Annotated in this window: 16 protein-coding genes and 1 tRNA gene; 14 read left to right on the top strand and 3 right to left on the bottom strand. The window is 75.6% G+C overall.

Annotated features, from left to right (window positions below; genetic code table 11):
- Window positions 1-47: 47 nt before the first annotated feature.
- Entirely contained in the window at window positions 48-701 is a 654-nt protein-coding gene (locus CLV72_RS05135; RefSeq protein ID WP_106240011.1) for a formylglycine-generating enzyme family protein, read from the bottom strand.
- 353 nt (window positions 702-1,054) lie between these two features.
- On the opposite strand from CLV72_RS05135, the gene CLV72_RS05130 reads away from it, so the two are divergent.
- The gene (locus CLV72_RS05130) at window positions 1,055-4,354 is read left to right on the top strand and encodes a S8 family peptidase (protein WP_106240007.1); all 3,300 of its coding nucleotides are present in this window, start codon (window positions 1,055-1,057) and stop codon (window positions 4,352-4,354) included.
- 31 nt (window positions 4,355-4,385) lie between these two features.
- On the opposite strand, the gene CLV72_RS32055 is transcribed toward CLV72_RS05130, so the two are convergent.
- A tRNA-Pro gene (locus CLV72_RS32055) sits at window positions 4,386-4,445 on the bottom strand.
- 208 nt (window positions 4,446-4,653) lie between these two features.
- Here CLV72_RS32055 and CLV72_RS05125 point away from each other — a divergent pair.
- The 13 genes from CLV72_RS05125 to CLV72_RS05065 all read left to right on the top strand — a co-directional run bounded on the left by CLV72_RS05125 (window position 4,654) and on the right by CLV72_RS05065 (window position 19,232).
- Window positions 4,654-4,956 carry a hypothetical protein gene (locus CLV72_RS05125; protein ID WP_146159339.1) on the top strand — a complete coding sequence of 101 codons (303 nt, stop codon included), beginning with the start codon at window positions 4,654-4,656 and terminating at the stop codon, window positions 4,954-4,956.
- 111 nt (window positions 4,957-5,067) lie between these two features.
- The gene (locus CLV72_RS05120; protein ID WP_106239999.1) at window positions 5,068-5,832 is read left to right on the top strand and encodes a class I SAM-dependent methyltransferase; all 765 of its coding nucleotides are present in this window, start codon (window positions 5,068-5,070) and stop codon (window positions 5,830-5,832) included.
- Between the two features lie 127 nt (window positions 5,833-5,959).
- The gene (locus CLV72_RS05115) at window positions 5,960-6,766 is read left to right on the top strand and encodes a class I SAM-dependent methyltransferase (RefSeq protein ID WP_170140875.1); all 807 of its coding nucleotides are present in this window, start codon (window positions 5,960-5,962) and stop codon (window positions 6,764-6,766) included.
- 70 nt (window positions 6,767-6,836) lie between these two features.
- Window positions 6,837-7,676 carry an ABC transporter ATP-binding protein gene (locus CLV72_RS05110; protein ID WP_106239991.1) on the top strand — a complete coding sequence of 280 codons (840 nt, stop codon included), beginning with the start codon at window positions 6,837-6,839 and terminating at the stop codon, window positions 7,674-7,676.
- Entirely contained in the window at window positions 7,673-8,482 is an 810-nt protein-coding gene (locus tag CLV72_RS05105; RefSeq protein ID WP_170140874.1) for an ABC transporter ATP-binding protein, read from the top strand. The genes CLV72_RS05110 and CLV72_RS05105 overlap by 4 nt, the downstream gene beginning before the upstream one ends.
- Entirely contained in the window at window positions 8,479-9,798 is a 1,320-nt protein-coding gene (locus tag CLV72_RS05100) for an MFS transporter (protein WP_106239987.1), read from the top strand. The genes CLV72_RS05105 and CLV72_RS05100 overlap by 4 nt, the downstream gene beginning before the upstream one ends.
- A 41-nt stretch (window positions 9,799-9,839) precedes the next feature.
- The gene (locus CLV72_RS05095; RefSeq protein ID WP_106239983.1) at window positions 9,840-11,345 is read left to right on the top strand and encodes an ABC transporter substrate-binding protein; all 1,506 of its coding nucleotides are present in this window, start codon (window positions 9,840-9,842) and stop codon (window positions 11,343-11,345) included.
- Complete coding sequence (locus CLV72_RS05090) at window positions 11,342-13,087, top strand: ABC transporter permease subunit (protein WP_211302699.1); 1,746 nt, start codon at window positions 11,342-11,344, stop codon at window positions 13,085-13,087. The genes CLV72_RS05095 and CLV72_RS05090 overlap by 4 nt, the downstream gene beginning before the upstream one ends.
- A gap of 459 nt (window positions 13,088-13,546) precedes the next feature.
- A complete protein-coding gene (locus CLV72_RS05085) occupies window positions 13,547-14,614 on the top strand; it encodes a pectate lyase family protein (RefSeq protein ID WP_106239980.1) in 1,068 nt (355 codons plus the stop codon).
- 13 nt (window positions 14,615-14,627) lie between these two features.
- Window positions 14,628-15,623: a pectate lyase family protein gene (locus CLV72_RS05080; RefSeq protein ID WP_106239976.1), complete on the top strand. Its 996-nt coding sequence runs from the start codon at window positions 14,628-14,630 to the stop codon at window positions 15,621-15,623.
- Between the two features lie 11 nt (window positions 15,624-15,634).
- On the top strand, window positions 15,635-16,648 hold the full coding sequence (locus CLV72_RS05075; RefSeq protein ID WP_106239972.1) for a pectate lyase family protein: 1,014 nt from the start codon (window positions 15,635-15,637) through the stop codon (window positions 16,646-16,648).
- A 15-nt stretch (window positions 16,649-16,663) separates the two neighbouring features.
- On the top strand, window positions 16,664-17,704 hold the full coding sequence (locus CLV72_RS05070) for a pectate lyase family protein (protein ID WP_146159338.1): 1,041 nt from the start codon (window positions 16,664-16,666) through the stop codon (window positions 17,702-17,704).
- A 310-nt stretch (window positions 17,705-18,014) separates the two neighbouring features.
- Window positions 18,015-19,232: an MFS transporter gene (locus tag CLV72_RS05065; RefSeq protein WP_146159337.1), complete on the top strand. Its 1,218-nt coding sequence runs from the start codon at window positions 18,015-18,017 to the stop codon at window positions 19,230-19,232.
- Between the two features lie 100 nt (window positions 19,233-19,332).
- Here the strand turns inward: CLV72_RS05065 and bla are convergent, their stop codons facing one another.
- Window positions 19,333-20,268, bottom strand: coding sequence for a class A beta-lactamase (bla, locus tag CLV72_RS05060; protein WP_106239965.1), 936 nt, complete (start codon window positions 20,266-20,268; stop codon window positions 19,333-19,335).
- Between the last annotated feature and the right edge of the window lie 104 nt (window positions 20,269-20,372).

The following is a 20,372-nucleotide window of genomic DNA, read 5'->3' as shown; positions in this document are numbered from 1 at the left end:
ACCGGTCCACGGCGCCCTCCCGGCGCCGTGGACCGCCGCGGGAACCCTCACGCCCCCGAGCGGGCCAGGCGGAAGCCGAGGTCGTCGGTGCGCAGGGCCGGGTGGCTCTTGCGGCGGCACGACGCGCGGCAGGCGCGCGGCAGGTCGTTCCAGCCGCCGCCGCGGAAGACGCGGTACGGGCCGTAGACCCGGGGGTCGTACACGTCCCAGCACCACTCCCAGACGTTGCCGATCATGTCGTGCAGGCCCCACGCGTTGGGCTCCCTGGTCGCGACCTCGCGCACCCGGCCGCCGGAGTTCGCGCGGTACCAGGCGATGTCGTCGAGCCCCCCGTAGCGGACGCCCGTACTCCCGGCCCGGCAGGCGTACTCCCACTCCGCCTCGGTGGGCAGCCGGTAGCCGTCGGCCTCCGGATCGCGGACCACGTCCAGGGCGTCGGGGTCGTCGCCCATCGAGTAGCACGGCCGGAGCCCTTCCGCCCGCGAGAGCAGATCGCAGAAGCGCACCGCGTCCCGCCACGACACGTCCGTCACCGGCGCCCGCGCGCCCCCCGGCTCCCCGGGCGCCGCGCCGGCGACCGCCGCGTACAGCTCGCGGGTCACCGGATGCGCCGCCAGCCGGAAGGCGCCGACCTCGGCCCGCCAGCTCGTCCGCGAGCCCTCGTCCCGCAGCAGGATCTCACCGGCCGGGATCCCCACCATGCGCGCAGGGTCCGCCCGCGGCGGCACCGGTCCAGGGCTCGTCACGGACCATTCCTACCCGATCCGGCGGCGCCTCCCGCCACCTGGCGGGTGTCCGCGCCGCCGGCCCGCCGCCGTGGCCGCTCCTGGCCGGGCCGCGGCGCCCGGAAAGGTTTGCCGGCGCGTCGGGGCCGCTCGCGCGGATACCCGGCGGCCGGACTTCCCGGGTGGCCGGATAGCGACTCCAAGCGGCCATTCCACTCCGCTGCGTCGCGCGAGACCGTTCACATGTTCGAAACAGCGGCGGTACACGGCGTGACGAACGCGCACGGCGCGGGCCGCCGGACACGTGACGGGAGTGGACAGGAGTGGGAATGCGCAGACGTAGATGGCGGCTGCTCGGCGGACTGGCCGCGGTGGTGACCGCGCTGCCGGCCGCGGCGGTGGTCGCCGCGGCGCCGGCGGGCGCCGCCACGGCGGCGGACCGCCCGGCGCCGGACGGCGACGGCGGCTACGCGGTGACGCTGGTGACCGGCGACCGGGTGACGGTGAGCGGCCCGGCCGAGCGGCCCCGGGTCCGCTTCGAGGGCGGCCCCGGCCGCGAGGACATCGCGTACTCCAGCCGGATCGGCGCCGACGGCCACCTGCGGGTGGTGCCGGCCGACGCCGCCGGGCTGATCGCGTCGGGGCGGCTGGACGAGCGGCTGTTCGACCTCACCCGGCTGCAGGAGTGGGGCTACGACGACGCGGGCCGCGACGACGTGCCGCTGCTGGTGCGAAACAGCACGGCCGATGAGGCACCGGAGTTCGCCGCGCTGAGCGGGGCGGACGTGCTGCCCACCGCCGGCATCACCACCGCCTCGGTCGACAAGGGCGACGCGGCGCGCTTCTGGGCCGGCCTCACCGAGTCGGCGTCGGCGCGGACACTGGGCTCCGGCGCGGAGCGGATCTGGCTCGACGGCCGCCGCGAGGCGCTGCTGGACGAGAGCGTGCCGCAGATCGGCGCGCCCGACGCCTGGGAGGCCGGATTCGACGGCGAGGGCGTCACGGTCGCGGTACTGGACTCCGGCGTCGACTCCGACCACCCCGACCTGGCCGGGCAGATCGGCCAGATGGAGGACTTCGCCTTCACCGGCTCGCCCGAGGACCGCTACGGGCACGGCACGCACGTCGCCTCGATCATCGCCGGCACCGGCGCGAGCAGCGTCGGGCACCCCGGGGTGGCGCCCGGCGCGACGCTCATCTCCGGCAAGGTCCTCGACGACACCGGCGGCGGCTACGAGTCCGACATCCTGGCCGGCATGGAGTGGGCCGCCGACCGGGCCGACATCGTCAACATGAGCCTCGGCGGCGAGGACTTCCCCGGTGAGGACCCGCTCGAAGCGGCCGTGAACGACCTCAGCGAGCGCACCGGCGCGCTGTTCGTGATCGCCGCGGGCAACTCGGGTGAGAGCGGCGCCCGCACCATCTCCTCCCCCAGCAGCGCGGACGCGGCGCTCGCCGTCGGCGCGGTGGACGGGGACGAGGCACTGGCCCCCTGGTCGAGCCGGGGCCCCCGGATCGACGGCGGCGCCGTCAAGCCGGAGATCACCGCGCCCGGCGTGGACATCCTCGGAGCCAGGGCCGAGGGCGCGCTGCCCCAGGTGCCCGAGGGCGGCCCCGACCACCTGGTCATCTCGGGCACCTCGATGGCCGCGCCGCACGCGGCCGGAGCCGCCGCGCTGCTCGCCCAGCGCAACCCCGACTGGGACGGCGCGCGGCTGCGCACCGCGCTGACCAGCACCGCCCGGCCCAACCCCGAGCTCGGCGTGTACCAGCAGGGCGCGGGGCGGGTGGACGTGTCCGCCGCCATCGGCGCCACCGTCACCCCGGACACGGCCGGGCTGACGGGCTCCCTCGTCTGGCCGCACGGCGACGGGGAGACCGAGAGCTTCGAGGTGGCCTACACCAACTCCTCGGCGCAGCCCGTCACGCTCACCCTGGGAGTCGCGGACGCCACGGCCGCGGGCATGTTCTCGGCCGCCGCCCCCACCCTGACCGTGCCGGCGAACGGCACCGCCACCGCCACCTTCCGCGCCACCGCGCCGGCCGGCACCCGGCCGGGCGACTACGCGGCCCGGTTCACCGCCACCCACCCGGGCGGCACCGTGTCGGTCCCCGTCGCGGTGCACGCAGAGCCCGCCGTCGCCGACATCGAGTTCCGCGTCGTCGGGGCGGACGGCCGGCCGGTGCCGTGGGCCAGCGTCAACGTGTACATCCCCGGCGAGGAGCCGGGCAGCCTGTTCCTGCTCACCGACGGCCAGGGCCGGACCACCGAGCCGCTGACCACCGGCGAGTACTACGTGGTGGCCGAGATCGAGGGCGAGCCCACCGCGGACGGCGAGTACCCGCTGGCGCTGGTCGGCCAGCGGCTCACCGTGGTGGACCAGCCGGTCACCGTCACCCTGGACGCCCGGACCGCCGAACCCGTCGAACTGGTCCAGGACGCACCGGCGACCCCCGTCACCCAGCACGTCGCGATGGACTTCGGCGACACCTACATCGAGAACTGGACCGGCTACACCGTCTCGATGACCGGCATGGACGCGCCGGGCTTCCACACCTTCTACGGCGGCACCACCAGCGACCAGGAGGGCACCGGAGAGCCGATCACCACGCTGAGCTCGGCCTACGCGGTGCACGAGGACGGCCTGCCCGCCGATCCGAGCCTGGACCTGCGCGCGGCCTCGCTGGCCCGGGTGGACGCGACCATGCGCAGCCAGGGAGCCGCGGCCGACACGGCCGAGCTGACCGTGTTCCCCACCGCCCCCGACGAGCGCTTCGCGCTGCACCTGCCGGACTGGATCGCGGCCGCGCCGAGCACCATGCGGTTCAACCTGACCCCCGGCGCCTGGGAGGCGTACTACAACTACGGCTACCTGGAGGACGAGGACACCTACCTGTACGACGCCTACGGGTCGCCCCCCGTCTCCTTCGCCGCGCCGGGTCCGGCGCGCTGGGAGCTCAACGCGGCGGTGCTCGGCCCGTCCACGCGCGACGGCGTGGTGCAGCGCGCAGATGACGAACTGGGCGTCTTCGCCGACTGGAGCCTGTTCGCCGGCCCCGGCTGGGGCGAGGCCATCACCACGCTGAGCTCGGGCACCGCCCGGGTCACCCGCGACGGGCAGACCATCTACAACGGCTCGGTCGAAGAGCTGGGCTGGTTGGAGGTGCCGTCCGCCGAGGCCCGCTACGTCGTCACCGTCGACGCCACCCGGCAACTGGCCGCACCCGGCGACATCTCGCCCCGCGTCCAGGTGGAGTGGGGCTTCGACTCGGCGACCTGGCCGCACCAGATCGGCGACCCGTCGAACTACGTGGCCACGCCGAGCGTGCAGTTCGTCCCGACCGGGCTGGACGAGCGCAACCGGGCGGCGCGGGGCACCTCCACCCCGGTCCACGTGTACGTCACCGGCCCCGAGGGCGCCGTGGACGCCACCGGGCTGACCGTGGCGGCGTCCTCGGACGGCGGCCGGACCTGGACGGAGCTGCCGGTCACCCGCTCGGGCGGGCACTGGCTGGTCACGGTGGCCAACCCGGGCGCGGCGGGCGCCGTCTCGCTGCGCGCCTCGGCCGCCGACGCCGAGGGCAACACGGTGTCGCAGACGATCACCGACGCGTACCTGGTGCGGTGACGCCCGGGGAGTGAACCGGGTCCGTCGGGGTGGCGGGACCTGAACCCGCGGCCTCTTCGTCCCCAACGAAGCGCGCTGCCGTGCCGGCGCGGCGGTCGGCGGGCCCCGGGGGTGATCGCCCCCGGGGCCCGTCGGCGTTGCGCGCCGACCCCTGACGGTCAACGGCCGGCCAAGCCCGGCCCAAGAAAGGGCCTGGCGCGGTGAGCCGCCGCCGGGGCGGGGAACGAGCGCGCTGGACCGCGGGCCGGAGCGCACCGGGCGCCCGGGCGCGGTCCGGCGACGAGGAGGACTCCGCGAGCATGAGGACGAGGACCTGGGCACGGGCGGTGGCGGCGGCCGCCGTCGCGGCGGGACTGGCGGCGGGCGCCGGAGCGCCCGCCCACGCCGACGCCCGCTACGACTGCGCCGGCCTGCTCTCCTACGACGAAGGCACGGGCAAGCTCATCGCCTACCGCTGCGAGGGCGAGGGCACCGGACCCGGCATCGTCTCGGTGGCCGACCGCCACTTCTACTGCGGTGACATCGGGCCGGGTCCCGTCCCCGTCCGCGACTCCATCGAGGGCACCGGCTGCTGGCCGGTGTCCCTGCTGCCGGCCGGCTGACCCGCTGGGGCCGTCCGGGACCCGGGCCTCCCGGACGGCCCCGGCCCGCGCGCCCGGGCGGCGCGGGAAAACCGCTTGCCCCACCGGGCACCGCCCGGTTCCACTTGGGGCATGAGCGTCGATGCAGGGGCCACCGACCATGTCGGGGTGAACCGCCGCTACTGGGACGAGGAGATGGCCGCGGTCTTCGGCCCGCTCGCGCGGGACCAGTGGTCCGCCGAGCCGCGCTGGGGCCACTGGGCCGTGCCGGAGTCGCGGCTCTCGATGATTCCTGCCGACATCGCCGGAATGGACGCGATCGAGCTCGGCTGCGGCACCGGTTACGTCTCCTCGTGGCTGGCGCGGGCGGGGGCGCGCCCCGTCGGGCTCGACATCTCCGCGCGGCAGCTCGCCACCGCCCGCGCGATGCAGGAGGAGTTCGGCGTCCGCTTCCCGCTCGTGCTCGCCAGCGCCGAGCGCACCCCGTTCGCCGACGGGAGCTTCGACCTGGTGATCAGCGAGTTCGGCGCCTCCCTGTGGTGCGACCCCCGGGTGTGGATCGCCGAAGCGGCGCGGCTGCTTGCACCCGGCGGCCGCCTGGTGTTCCTCCGCCACTCGCCGCTGTTCGCGCTCTGCGTGCCGTCCGAAGGGGCGGCGTCCGCAGCGCTGCGGCGCCCGCAGTTCGGACTGCACCGGCTCGACTACGGCGATTCCGTCGAGTTCACCCTGCCGCACGGCGAGATGCTGCGGCTGCTGCGCTCGCACGGCTTCACGGTCGAGGACCTGATCGAGATCCAGGCCCCGGCCGACACGGACCGCGACTACGACTACGTCTCCGCCGCCTGGGCCCGCGACTGGCCGAGCGAGGAGATCTGGAAGGCCCGGCTGGCCGGCTGAGCCCGGCCCGCCGCCCGCGCCGGAGCCGGTGATCGTTTCGACGGCGCCGCCGCGTACCATGCGTTGTTGCGAATCATTCGTAATAACGAGCGGCGGACCGGCCTGCGTCCGCCGGAGGCGGGGGACGGTGACCGTGGGAACGGACCGCGCGGCGACGGGCACGGCCGGGCGCGCCGAGGACGGCGTGGTGGAGCGGGTGCGGCGGTACTGGGACTGGCGGGCGGCCAGCTTCCGGGCCGACATCGCGGCCACCCCGGACCGCGAGGCGTGGCGGCGGGCCTACGCGGAGGCCGCCGCGGCGCTGCTGCCCGGGCGCGCCGCCCCGCTGCGGGTGCTGGACGTGGGCAGCGGCACCGGCTTCGTCGCGCTGCTCTTCGCCGAACTCGGCCACGAGGTGACGGCGGTCGAACCGGCCGCGGCCATGCGCGAGATCGCCGCCAAGGAGGCGGCCGAGCGCGGCACCGGGCTGCGGCTGCTCGACGGCGTCGCGCACCCGCTGCCCGAGCTGGACGGCGGCTTCGACCTGGTCACCTGCCGCAATGTGCTGTGGACGCTGCCGGACCCGGCCGCGGCGCTGGCGCACTGGCGCGGAGTGCTGCGCCCCGGCGGCGCGGTACTGGTCAGCGACGGCATGTGGAACACCTGGCGGCACGAGCTGCGGCTGCTGCGGGAGGGCCTGCGCTCGCGCGGCGGCGAGGCGGTGGGCCCGCGCTTCCTCGCCGCCTACCTGGGCATCCGGCGACGGCTCCCCTACTACCGGGGTCTGGACGCCGCGCGGGCGCGGCGGGTGCTGGCCCAGGCGGGCTACCCCTCGCCGGTGGTGCTGGACCACCTGCTGCCCGCCGACTCCTACCAGGCCGGAACCGGCGACGGCTACTGCCTGGTCGGCGCCCGGACGGCCGCCGACCGGGCGGCGGCGCCGCACGAGTCCTGACCCGGGCCATGACCGTTCTCAGCCGCACCGGGGCCGCCGCAGCGGCGACCCCGCGCCCCGGGAGGCCGCCGTGCTCGACGTCGACGGGCTGACCGTCAGCGCCGGCCCGCGGCGCGTGGTCGACGGCGTCGGCTTCCGGCTCGGCCGCGGCGACCGCGTCGGCCTGATCGGGGAGTCGGGTTCAGGCAAGTCCCTCACCGCGCTGGCGCTGATCGGGCTGCTGCCGGCCGGCTGCACCGCGAACGGCAGCGTACGGCTGGACGGCGCCGACCTGCTCGCCGACGCCCGCCGGCTCGACCGGGCCCGGGGCCGCGACATCGCCATGGTCTTCCAGGAGTCGCTGACCGCCCTCAACCCGCTGGTCCGGGTCGGCCGGCAGGTGGCCGAGCCGCTGCGCCGGCGGCAGGGCCTGTCCCGCCGCGCCGCGCGGGACGCGGCCGTCGAACTGCTCGGCCGGGTCGGCCTGCCGGAGCCCGCCGCGATCGCGCAGGCCCACCCCGGCCGGCTCTCCGGCGGGCAGCGCCAGCGCGCCTGCCTCGCCCTCGCGCTGGCCTGCCGGCCCCGGCTGCTGATCGCCGACGAGCCCACCACGGCGCTCGACACCACCGTGCAGGCCGGGATCCTGCGGCTGCTCGCCGAACTGCTCGCCGACGACCGCTACGGGCCTCCCCCGGCGCTGCTGTTCATCTCGCACGACCTCGCCGTGGTCGGCCGGCTGTGCTCGCGGCTGCTGGTGATGCGCGAGGGCCGCGTCGTGGAGTCGGGTACCACCGCCGAACTGCTGCGCGCCCCGCGCCACCCGCACACCCACGCGCTGCTGGCCGCGGCCCGCGCCACCGCGCTGCCCGGCCCCGCGCGCCCCCAGGCGGCGCCCGGCGACCCGGCCGCGCCGGGCGGGGCGGCGCGGTGACCGGCCCGCTGCTGCGCGCGGCCGGGCTGCGCCGCACCTACCGCACGCCCGGCTCCCTGCTCTCCCCGGCCTCCGCCCGCACGGTCGCCGCACTCGACGGCGTCGGCCTCGAGGTGGGGGCGGGCGAGCGGCTGGGCATCGTCGGGGAGTCGGGCTCCGGCAAGTCCACCCTGGTCCGCACCCTGCTGGCGCTGGAGCGCCCCGACGCCGGCGAGGTCCGCTACGGCTCCCGGCCCGTACGGCCCGGGCCCGCCAGGCGGCTGCGCTGGTTCCGCTCCCAGGTGCAGATGGTCCCGCAGGACCCCATGAGCTCGCTCAACCCCCGGCTGCGCGTGGGCGAGAGTGTGGCCGAGCCGCTGGTCTGCCTCGGCGTCGGCGGCGACCACCGCGAGCGCGTCGCCGAAGTCCTCGCCCAGGTGCGGCTGGAGCCCGACGCGGCCCGGCGCTACCCGCACGAGTTCTCCGGCGGGCAGCGCCAGCGGATCGCCATCGCCCGCGCCATCGCGCCGCGGCCCCGGCTGCTGGTGGCCGACGAACCGGTGAGCGCGCTCGACGTCACCGTGCGCGCCGAGGTGCTGGCGCTGCTGCGGCGGCTGAGCGAGGACGCCGGCCTGGCGGTGGTACTCGTCTCCCACGACCTCGGCGCGGTCCGGCTGCTGTGCGACAGGGTGCTGGTGATGCGCGCCGGTGCCGTGGTCGAGCAGGGCCGCACCGGCGAGATCCTCACCGCGCCGCGCCACGACTACACCCGGGGGCTGCTGGCGGCGGTGCCCCGGCTGCCCGAGCCCGAGGACGCCCGCCCGTGACCGCCACCGACGACCGCGCCGCCCGTCCCGCTCGGCGCCTGCTCGACCGCTGGTCGCTGCTGGCGCGCGCCCGCGACCTGTCGGGCGTGGCCCGGCTGCTGCTCGCCACCCAGCTGGCCTTCAACGTCGGCTTCTACCTGGTGGTGCCCTTCCTCGCCGTGCACCTGGCCGAGGACCTGCTGCTGGCCGGGTGGGCGGTCGGCGTGGTGCTGGGTGTGCGCACCTTCAGCCAGCAGGGCCTGTTCTTCCTCGGCGGCGCACTGGCCGACCGCTACGGCACCAAGCCGATGGTGCTGACCGGCTGCGCGATCCGGGTGGCGGGCTTCGCGGTGCTCGGCCTGGCCCCGGACTTCGGCACGGTGCTGCTCGGCGCGGTCCTCACCGGCTTCGCCGCCGCGCTCTTCTCCCCCGCCGTGGAGTCCGCGCTCGCCCAGGAGGGCACCGAGCTGGAGCGGCGCGGCGTGATCACCAGGACCGAGGTCTTCGGCCTGTTCGCGGTCTGCGGGGAGCTGGGCGCGGTCACCGGGCCGCTGCTGGGCGCCGCGCTGCTGGCCGCCGACTTCACCGCGACCTGCCTGGTGGCCGCGGGCGCGTTCGCGCTCATCCTGCTGGCGCACCTGCGCTGGCTGCCCGCCGCCCCCGCCCGCGACGCCGCGGGCCCGCCCCTGGCCGGCTGGGCGCGGGTGCTGCGCGACCGCGTCTTCCTGCTCTTCGCGCTCTGCTACAGCGGCTACCTGCTCAGCTACAACCAGCTCTACCTGGCCCTGCCGGTGGAGCTGTCGCGAGCGTCGGGCGGCGGCGACGGCCAGGCCGCGCTGGGCTGGATGTTCGCCACCGCCTCCGTGCTGGTGGTGCTCGGCCAGCTGCCGCTGGCCGGGTGGGCGCGCCGCAGGCTGGGGGCCGTCCGCGCGCTGCCGCTGGGCTTCGGCCTGCTGGCGCTGGCCTTCGCCGCGGTCGCGGTCTGCGCGCCGCTGCCGGTGCCGCCCGGGCTCCTCGCCTACGCCCCCGCCCTGGCCCTGGTGGTGCTGCTCACCTTCGGCCAGATGCTGGCGGTGCCCGTCGCCCAGGACCTGGTCGCGCGGCTGGCCGGGGAGCGCTCCCTGGGCGCCTACTTCGGCTTCCTGTCCTCGGCGGGCGGCGCGGCCGTGCTGCTGGGCAGCACCGGCGCGGGCGCGCTGCTCGACCTGGCCGCGACGCCCGGACCGCTCGCCGCGCTGCCCTGGGCGACGCTGGCCGCGGTGCCCGCCCTGGGCGGGCTCGGCCTGTGGCTGCTGGCCCGGCGGGTGTCCGGGCCCGGCGCCGGAACTCCCACGTGACGCCCCCTCCGCCCCCGACCGACGACCGGAGACCCACTCCCATGCCCATCGCCCCCAGACCCCCGCGCCGCCCGGCCGCGTCGCTCGGCGCCGCCGCGCTCGCCCTCGCCTTCCTCGCCTCCGGCTGCTTCGGCGGCCCGGCCCCCGACGACTCCGGCCGGCTCCGCGTCGGCCTGGCCTTCCCGCCGGTGGCCGGCATGTCGCCCTACAGCGACGACGCCGCGCTGCTCGGCCGCATGGGCGCCGTCGACGCGCTGACCGCCCTCGACGCCGAGGGCCTGCCCGCGCCCCGGCTGGCCGAGAGCTGGGAGCAGGCGGACGACACCACCTGGCGGCTGGAGCTGCGCGACGACGTCGTCTTCCACGACGGCACCGCGCTCACCGCCGAGCACGCCGCAGCCGCACTCAACCACGCCGCCGCGGCCGCCCCCGTGCCGCGCGCGCTGGCCGGGGTGGAGCTGACCGCCGCCGCCGCGGGCGAGCACACCCTGGAGGTCACCACCGCCGAGCCCGACCCGATCCTGCCGCAGCGGCTGTCCTCCCCCGAGCTGGTCGTCCTCTCCCCCGCCGCCTACGCCGAGGACCCCGCCTCCCCCGACCCCGTCGGCACCGGCACCGGCCCCTTCGAGCTGACCGGCCTCGGCGGCGACAGCACCGCCACGCTGGCGGCCTTCGGCGAGCACTGGGCGGGCGCCCCCGCCGCCACCGGCGTCGACGTGCGCTTCATCCCCGACGCCGCCGCCCGCGCCGGCGCGCTGCGCGCCGGGGAGGTCGACGTGATCGACTCCGTCGCGGTGGCGCAGCTGCCCAACATCACCGAGCAGGAGATCGTCGAGGTGCCGCTGCCCCGGCTGGTCGGCCTGCTCCTCAACACCTCCGACGGCCCCTTCGCCGACCCGGGCACCCGCGCCGCCGCGGCCGCCGCCGTCGACGCCGCCGCGATCGTGGCCGGCATCTACGAGGGGCGGGCCGACACCGCCGAGGGCGTCTACGGCCCGGCCAGCCCGTGGGCGGCCGAGCGGCCCGAGCCCTCGCCGCGACCGGAGCCCGCCGAGCCCGGCGGCACCGCGATCACGCTGGCCACCTACTCCGACCGGCCCGAGCTGCCCGAGGCGGCGAGCGTGGTGGCCGAGGACCTGCGCGCGGCCGGTTTCGAGGTGGAGGTGATCGTGCGCGAGTTCGGCGCCCTGGAGACCGACATGCTGGCCGGCGCCTTCGACGCCGTCATCGGCGCCCGCTCCTACCTGCTGGACACCGGCGACCCGATCGGCTACCTGGCCGCCGACTGGAGCTGCGAGGGCAGCTACAACCTGGCCCGCTTCTGCGACGAGGACGTCGACCAGGCGATCAGCGAGGCGGCGGCGCTGACCGAGCCCGCCGAGCGCAACGCCGCCGCGCTGGAGATCGAGGCGCGGATCCTGGCGAGCGCCGCGGTCGTTCCGCTGGCCAATGAGCGCACCCGGCTCGGTGTCGCCCCCGGCGTGGAGGGCGTCGCCGAGGACCCCTACGAGCGCGCCCTGATCACGGCGGAGACCCGGCGGCCGTGAGCGCCGCGCTCCCCGGGCCGCTGCTGCTCGGCGCCCGGCTGCTGCGCGGCCCCGCGGTACTGGCGGGCTCCTGTGCCGCCCTCGTCCTCGCGGTCGCCGCGCTGCCCTGGCTGAGCGGCGAGGACCCCGCCCACACCGTGCTGCGGGCCCGCTCCGCCGAGCGCGAGCCCGACCCGGCCGCGCTCGCGGCGGTCCGGGCCGAACTCGACCTGCCCGCCGACCCCGTCGCCGGCACGCTCGGCTGGCTCGGCGGCGCCCTCCGCGGCGACCTCGGCGCCTCCTGGGTGACCGGCGCGCCGGTCGCGCCCACCGTGCTCGGCGCCACGGGCGTCTCGGCGGGCCTGGCCGCCTGCGCGGCGCTGGTCGCGCTGGCCACCGCGGTCGCCGTACTGGCGCCCGCGCTGTGGCGGGCCGCCCGCACCGGGCGCGCCGGCGGCGACGGCGCCGCCGCCACCGGCGCGCTGCTGGGATCGGTGCCCGACTTCCTGCTCGCGGCGGTACTGCTCGCGGTGGTCGCGGTGCGCTGGGGGCTGGCGCCCACCTCGGGCTGGTCGGGCCCCGCCAATGTGCCGCTGCCCGCGCTCGCCCTCGGCCTGCCGGCCGGCGGACTGCTCAGCCGCGTGCTGGCCGGCGCGCTGGACGCGGCCGCCGCCGAGGGCTGGGTGCGCACCTGGCGGGCGGCCGCCTTCGGCCGCTGGACGCTGGCGGTCGCGCTGCTGCGCCGGGCACTGGCGGTCGCGCTGCCGCAGGTGCTGCTGCTGTTCATCGGGCTGCTCGGCGGCGCCGTCACGGTGGAGACGGTGTTCGCCGTGCCCGGCCTCGGCGACACGGCGCTGTCCGCGGTGCTCGCCCAGGACCTCCCGCTGGTGCAGGGCTGCGTCACCGCCCTGGTCGCCATGGGCCTGGCCGTCGGCGGCGCGGGCGTCATCGCGCACCGGCTGCTGATGGGCCCCGCGCTGGTCCCGGGCGCGCTCGCCCCGGCCGTGCCGCGCGGCCGGCGGCGGCACGACCTCGCCCCGGCGCTGGTGGCCGCCGTGCTGCTCGCGGCGGTGGCGGCCGGCCTGCTCAGGGACCCCGCCGCCACCTCGCTCGCCGACCGGCTGGCCGCGCCCTCGCTCGCCCACCCGCTGGGCACCGACGCCGTCGGCCGCGACCTGCTGGCCCGCTTCGGGCACGGCGCGCTGCTCAGCGTCGGCACCGGGGTGGCGGTGAGCGCGGTCGCGCTGGTGGTGGGGCTGCTGGTGGGGCTCGCCGCCGCGCGGGCCCGCGCGGGCGCGGGCGATGTGCTCAACGCGGTGCCGCCGGTGCTGATGGGCGTACTGGTCGCCTCGGTCACCGGCCCCGGCCCGCTCGGCGCGGCGGCCGCGGTGGCGCTAGTGGCCTGGATCCCGCTGGCCGTACACGCCAGGACGCTGGCCGCCGAGGTGCGGGCCGCCGGCTTTTTCCAGGCTGCGGTGGCCGGGGGCGCCGGCCGCGGCCGGCTGCTGCGGCGGCACCTGCTGCCCTCGGTGCTGCCCGGCGTCGCCCGGCACGCGCTGGTCCGGGTGCCGCACAACACCCTGGCCCTGGCCGGGCTCAGCTTCCTGGGCCTGGGCGCCGGGCACGACTCCCCCGAGTGGGGCGCGATGCTCGCCGAGGTGATCGGCTACGTCGAGCGGGCGCCGTGGACGGTCGCGGTCCCGGCCGCGGGCCTCGGCCTGCTCGGCGTGGTGGCCGGGCTGGTGCGGACCGACCGGGTCTGAGCCCGGAGCCGGGCGCGGGCGGGCGGTCCGGCCGGACGCGCGGACGGGGAGCCTCGGGAAAAGTTTCCCGTAACACCGCGGCAATCTTCCGCCGACCAGGCGAGGAGCCGCCGGTCAGCGGCCCCGCCGCCCGGGCCGGCCGCCGCCCCGCGCCGCCGTCGCGGCGCCGGGCCGAGGTCCGGTGCGGAGCCGGCCGAGCGCGGCACACCGGCCGTCCGGCCCGTCGCGCTCCCCGGCCGGGCCCGCCGTGCCACCGGGTTTCCGCTGGATGGGACGGCGCGCCGCCTGAACACAAGCCGAACAACTCCTGTCCGAGAACGGTTGACGGCTTTTCGGAAAGCGCTTACCGTCCGTGTGAAAGCGCTTTCCCGGAGTGAGTCGGACCTCCGGACCGCGCAGCGCACCCATGGCGTCCCCCACTCCGCCATGCCCGGAAACCGCCACGGAAGGTCACCGAACATGCGCACACCCGCACCACCCCCGCGCTTACCGCGGCGCACACCCGGCCGGCCCGGTCCGGCCCGGCTCGGGCTGCTCGCCGTCACGCTCACGGCCGCGCTGGTGGGCACCGCGCCCGCGGCCGCGACCGCCGACCCGGTCCCGCTCAACACGGCCGACGGCTTCGCGAGCGTCAGCGCCCTGGGCCAGAACGGCACCACCGGCGGCGCGGGCGGGGCGACCGTCACCGCCACCGGCACCGCCCAGTTCCTGGACTACATCTCCCGCCCCGAACCGCTGACCGTGCAGGTCAGCGGCACCATCACCCTGCCGACCGGCTCCAGCGACGGCATGCACTCCGTCGCCTCGGACAAGACGATCATCGGCCTGGGCTCCACCGCCCGGCTGACCGGCGGCGGGCTGAACATCGGCCTGCCGGTGGACGACGACATCACCGCGCCGCCGGCGAACGCCGTGCACAACGTCATCATCCGCAACATCTCCTTCGACGGCGCCACCGACGACCTGATCAACGTGCAGATGTTCTCGCACCACATCTGGATCGACCACAACGACTTCTCCAACGGCGACGACGGCGCGCTGGACATCAAGCGCGGCTCCGACTACGTCACCGTCTCGTGGAACCGCTTCCACGACCACGACAAGTCGATGCTGCTCGGCCACGACGACGACAACTCCGCCCAGGACGACGGCCGGCTGCGGGTGACGTACCACCACAACTGGTTCGACGGCTCCGACCAGCGCCACCCCCGGGTGCGCTTCGGCGAGCCCGTGCACGTCTACAACAACTTCTTCGACGACAACAGCTACGGCGTCGCCTCCACCATGGACGCCGGGGTGGTGCTGGAGGGCAACTACTTCTCCAGTGTCAACAACCCGGCCCGGGTCGACTTCAGCGGCGACCTCGGCCGCCTGGTGGCGCGCGACAACATCCTGGTCGACTGCAACCACGAGATCGAGACCCGGGGCTCGGTGGTCGAGCCGAACAGCTACTACTCCTACACCCGGCACCAGGCGTCCCAGGTCCCGACCGTCGTACCGGCCGGCGCGGGCGTCGGACGGATCTGAGGGAGCGAGCACCATGCCCGACCGTCCACTCACCCGCCGGGGCCTGCTCGCGGGCACCGCCGCCACCGCCGCCCTGCTGGCGGGAGGCGCCGGCCGCGCCTGGGCGTCCCCGTCCCCCGCCCGCGCCGCCGCCGCGGCGCAGACCGCCGACAGCTTCGCGGGCGTGCCCGCGCTCGGCCTGTCCGGCACCACCGGCGGCATCGCCGGCCCCACCGTCACGGTGACCGACGCCGACAGCTTCCTGGACTACTGCGACCGCAACGAGCCGTACGTGATCCAGGTGTCGGGCACCATGCACATCACCAGCAAGCAGGGCGTCCGCTCCGACAAGACAATCATCGGCCTGGGCACCGACGCCGAGATCAGCGGCGGCGGCCTGGACATGTACCGCAGGCAGAACGTGATCATCCGCAATCTGCGCTTCACCGGCGCCGAGGACGACGCGATCAGCGTCCAGCAGTCCTCGCACCACATCTGGATCGACCACTGCGACTTCAGCACCGGCGCCGACGGGCTGATCGACATCGTGCGCGGCGCCGACTACGTGACGGTGTCCTGGAACCACTTCCACGACCACAGCAAGACGATGCTGATCGGCCACTCCGACGCCAACGGCTCCCAGGACCGCGGCCACCTGCGGGTCAGCTTCCACCACAACTACTTCGACGGCACCGAGCAGCGCCACCCCCGGGTGCGCTTCGGCGAGCCCGTGCACGTCTACAGCAACTACTTCCGCGCCAACGGCCTGTACGGCGTGGCCTCCACCGAGGACGCGGGCGTGCTGGTGGAGGGCAACTACTTCGAGGACGTCGCCCACCCGGTGTACTCCGGCTACGACGAGAGCGGCCCCGGCCGGGTGGTCGAGCGCGGCAACGTCTACGTGCGCAGCGGCGCGCCCGAGACCCTGGGCACCGTCGCGGAGCCGCGCGCCTACTACTCCTACACCCTGGACGACCCCGCGTCCCTCCCCCGCACCATCCCGGCCGGCGTCGGCGTCGGCAGGATCTAGGAGGAAGCCCCATGCCTGAACTCCCCCCGATCACGCGCCGGGGCCTGCTCGCGGGCACCGCCGCCTCCGCACTGCCGGCCGGAGGCACCGCCGCCGGCGCCTGGGCGTCCCCCCGCCCGGCCCGGCTCGCCGCCGCGGCGGCGCAGACCGCCGACGGCTTCGCCGGAGTGCCCGCGCTCGGCCTGTCCGGCACCACCGGCGGCATCGCCGGCCCCACCGTCACGGTGACCACCGGCGCGCAGCTCGCCGACTACGTCAACCGCAACTCGCCCTTCGTCATCCTGGTCTCCGGCCGCCTGGAGGTGGACGACCTGCTCACCGTGGTGGCCGACAAGTCCATCCTCGGCGTCGGGAGCACCGCGGAGATCACCGGCGGCGGGCTCCAGCTGGGCTCCACCACCCGGCCGGGAAACAACGTCATCATCCGCAACATCCGCTTCACCGGGGCGTCCGACGACTCCGTCAGCGTCACCAACCGCGCCCACCACGTCTGGATCGACCACTGCGACTTCTCGCAGGGCTACGACGGCCTGCTCGACATCAAGCGGGAGTCGGACTACGTGACGGTCTCGTGGAACCACTTCCACGACCACAGCAAGAGCTGCCTGCTCGGCCACAGCGACGGCTACACCGCCGACCGGGGCCGGCTGCGGGTGACCTACCACCACAACTTCTTCGACGGCACCGACCAGCGCCACCCCCGGGTGCGCTTCGCCGAGCCCGTGCACGTCTACAACAACTACTACCGGGACAACGCGCTGTACGGCGTCGCCTCCACCGAGAACGCCGGGGTCCTGGTCGAGAACAACTACTTCGAGAACGTCGCCCACCCGATCTACTCGGGCTACGACTCCAGCGGCCCCGGCCGGGTCGTGGAGCGCGGCAACGTCTACGTCGACTCCGGGACGCCGCAGACGCTGGGCACCGTCGTCGAACCGCGCACCTACTACTCCTACACCCCCGAACCGGCCGCGAACGTCCCCGCCGCCGTCCGCGCCGGAGCCGGCGTCGGCCGGATCGCCTGAGCCCTGGAGCACCCGATGCACCGCAAGCGCACCCTGCTGCTCACCGCCGCCCTGTCCGCGCTCGTCCTCTCCGCCGCCGTCCCCACCACCGCGACCGCCGCCCCCGCGGCCGGCACCGCGCCCGCCCCCACCGCGGAGTCGTCCCCGATCGGCTTCGCGAGCGTCAACGCGCTCGGCCAGAACGGCACCACCGGCGGCACCGGCGGTCCGACCGTCACCGTCACCGACGCCGCCGACTTCATCGCCGCCATCGACTCGCCCGGCCGGCTGATCGTCCGCGTGAACGGCATGATCACCCTGCCCGACGGCATGTACGACGTCGCCTCGGACAAGACGATCATCGGCGTCGGCGCCGACTCCGGCATCACCGGCGGCGGCCTGAACATCGGCCTCCCGGTGGACGACGGCATCACCGAGGCGCCGGCGAACGCCGTGCACAACGTCATCATCCGGAACCTCAACTTCCGGGACGCCAGCGACGACTCCATCAACGTGCAGATGTTCTCCCACCACATCTGGATCGACCACAACGACCTCGCCGACGGCTACGACGGCCTGATCGACATCAAGCGGGGCGCCAGTTACGTCACCGTCTCGTGGAACCACACCCACGACCACACCAAGAACATGCTGCTCGGCCACGACGACGACAACGCCGCCCAGGACGTCGGCAACCTGAAGGTGACCTACCACCACAACTGGTTCGACCGCACCCCGCAGCGCAACCCGCGCACCCGCTTCGGCGACCCGGTCCACATCTTCAACAACTACTTCCTGGACAACAGCGACACCGGCCCCGCCTGCAACGCCGACTCCGGCTGCTTCATCGAGGCCAACTACTTCGACGACGTCGAAGAACCCATGACCAACAGCTACTCCGGCCCCGACGGCGCCATCGTCCAGCGCGACAACGTCTTCGTCGGCGAGACCGGCGACCCCGTCGTCGGCGGCACCGTCGAGGACCCGGCCGACTACTACACCTACACCGTCGACGACCCCCAGCAGATCCCCGACCTGGTCACCCAGGGCGCCGGCACCGGCACCATCGGCCACTGACCATCCCCCGGCCCGGTCCCGCCCTCCCCCGAACGGGCGGGACCGGGCTTTCGGCCGCGGCGGCTGCGGCCATTCCACGCTTCCGGTATCCCGATATTCGGTCTGCCGCCTTTCTGGCATTCGCACGGATTCGGCCGCGAACGGCGTAGGCTCGCACACGCATTCCGCTATCCTCAAAACGCATTCAAGGCCGTACGGTGGGAGCTTGCCGATCATTCGCGATGAATAGGTGATCATTTCGGCTCCGCACCGGCCGCTACCGCGAATTCCGCACCGGCGCTCGCGCCGCTGGACCGGCAGGTGTCCGGGGATGACGACGCGCAGCAGGCCGTATCGGGCGATCGTGCTGACGCCCGGGGTGGCGCGGGGGCTGGCGGCCGGGGTGGCGGCGCGGCTGGCGGCGGGGATGCTGCCGTTCGCGGTGGTGGCGACGGTGGCGTCCGAGCACGGGTTCTCGGCGGCCGGGATCGCCTCGGCCGCGACCCTGCTGGTGGCGGCGGTGACCGGGCCGCTGCGGGGGCGGCTCGCGGACCGGTACGGCAATCCGGCGCTCGTCGGCGCCGCCCTGCTGTACGGAACTCTTGCGACGACCGCCGCGGTGATCGTCGGCGCCGCGCCGGCATGGGCCGTGATCGCCGTGCTCACCGCGGCGAGCGGGTGCGGGCCGCCGATCACCGCGGCGATCCGGACCCGCTGGTCGCGGCTGCTGCCGGAGAAGAACGACCTCCAGCGGGTGCACACGCTGGACTCGATCGTGGAGGAGCTGACCTTCGTCACGGCGCCGCTGGTGACCACCGCCGTGCTGGTGGTGCTCTCCGGTCCGGTCGGCATCGCGGTCGTGGGCTGGATTCCGCTGGCCGCCGTCGCGCTGGCCGTGGAGCGCGGCGCCGGTGTGCGTGCCGGCGGCGGCCGGCCGCGCGGTGCGGCGCAGCGGCGGCGGGCGCCGATCGCCGCCTCGGCGGTCGGCCGCGGCATCGTCGTGCCGATCGCCGCGCTGGGCCTGGTCGGCGGCTCCTTGGGGGTCCTCCTGCCGGCGTCCATGGCCGAGCGGGGCGAGATCAGCTCGGCCGGGTACCTGCTGGCGCTCTTCTCCGCGGGCGGGGTGGTGGGCGGCCTCGTCTACGCCCGGCGGGAGTGGACGGTGGGGCTTCGCCGGCGCTACCTGGCCATGAGCCTCTGCCTGGCGGTGACGACCGCGGCACTGGCCCCCGCGCTGGGGACGGCCGTCGCGCCGGTCGGGGTGTTCGCCGTCGGGCTGGCGATGACGCCCCTGTTCGTCATCGGCTACCTGCTCGTCGACGCCCACCTGCCGCACCGCCAGACCGAGGCCAATGTGTGGATCGGCGCGTCCTACAACGTCGGCGCCGCCGCCGGCGCGGCCGGCTGCGGCGCCCTGCTGGCCCAGCTGGGTCCCGGCGGCGCCGCGCTGCTGATCGCGTCGGCCGCGGCCCTCGCCCCGCTGTTCGTCCTCGGTCTCCCCCGCACGGCGCCGGCCGGCCCACCCGCGTCCTCCGAGCCGCCGGGCTGAAGCCCGGCTCTGCCGGTGCACAAGGGCGGGCCCGCGCCCGGCCGCGGCGCGTCCGGTCCGGTCTCCGCCGGTGGACGCGCCGTGGGTTCGGGGGCGGGGGTCAGGCCATCGTCTGGGCGATGACGGTGGCGGCGTCGGCGATGAGGGCGTTGTCGTACTCGGCGTCGGGGTCGTCGTTGCTGGTCATGATGGCGACGACGATGGGCTCGCGGTCCGGGGGCCACAGGATGGCGATGTCGTTGCGGGTGCCGTAGCTGCCGGAGCCGGTCTTGTCGCCGACCTCCCAGTCGGCGGGGACGCCGGCGCGGATCAGCTCGTCGCCGGTGGTGTTGCCGCGCAGCATGTCGACGAGGATGGCCCGCTCGTCCGGGGGGAGCACCTCGCCCAGGGTGTAGGCGCGCAGGCTGGTGGCCATCGCCTGCGGGGTGCTGGTGTCGCGGATGTCGCCTGGCTCGTAGTCGCTCAGGTGCGGCTCGATCCGGTCCACGTGGGTGACGTCGTCGCCGATGCCCTCCAGGGCGGCGTCCAGGCCGCTCGGGCCGCCGAGTTCCTCGAAGAGCATGTTGGCGGCGGTGTTGTCGCTGTAGCGGATGGCGGCGTCGCACAGTTCCCGCAGCGTCATCCCGGTGTCGACGTGCTGCTCGGTGATGGGCGTGTGGTTGACCAGGTCGTCGCTGGTGTAGGTGATGACCTCCTCCAGCTCCTCGATGGTGTTCTGCTGCAGCACGGCGCCGACGGCGAGGGCCTTGAAGGTGGAGGCGTAGGCGAAGCGCTGGTCGGCGTTGTAGGAGATGGTCCGCTCGGTGCCGGTGTCCACGGCGTAGACGCCGAGCAGGGCGTCGTACTCGCTCTCCAGCTGCTGGAACTGCGGCTCGAAGGCGGCCGGGTCGATCGGCTGCGCGGCGGGCGGGGAGGCCGACGGGGCCGCGGACGCCGGGGCGGAGGCGGCGGGCTCGCCGCCGCCCGCGCAGCCGGCGAGCGGTACGAGAGCGAGCAGGGCCGCGGCCGCGGCGCGTCGGTTCAGCTGGATCGGCATGGTCGGTCATCCGCCCTTTCGTTCCGGGATGGATCGCAGGTCTTGTGCTGCCGGCGGGCTCACGGGCGGCGCCGAGGGGGCGACGGGCCGTCACCGGGCGGCGC

This window comes from Allonocardiopsis opalescens (assembly GCF_003002095.1).
In the GTDB taxonomy this organism is placed as follows: Bacteria; Actinomycetota; Actinomycetes; order Streptosporangiales; family Streptosporangiaceae; genus Allonocardiopsis; species Allonocardiopsis opalescens.
This window is presented reverse-complemented; position numbering and strand designations above follow the sequence as displayed.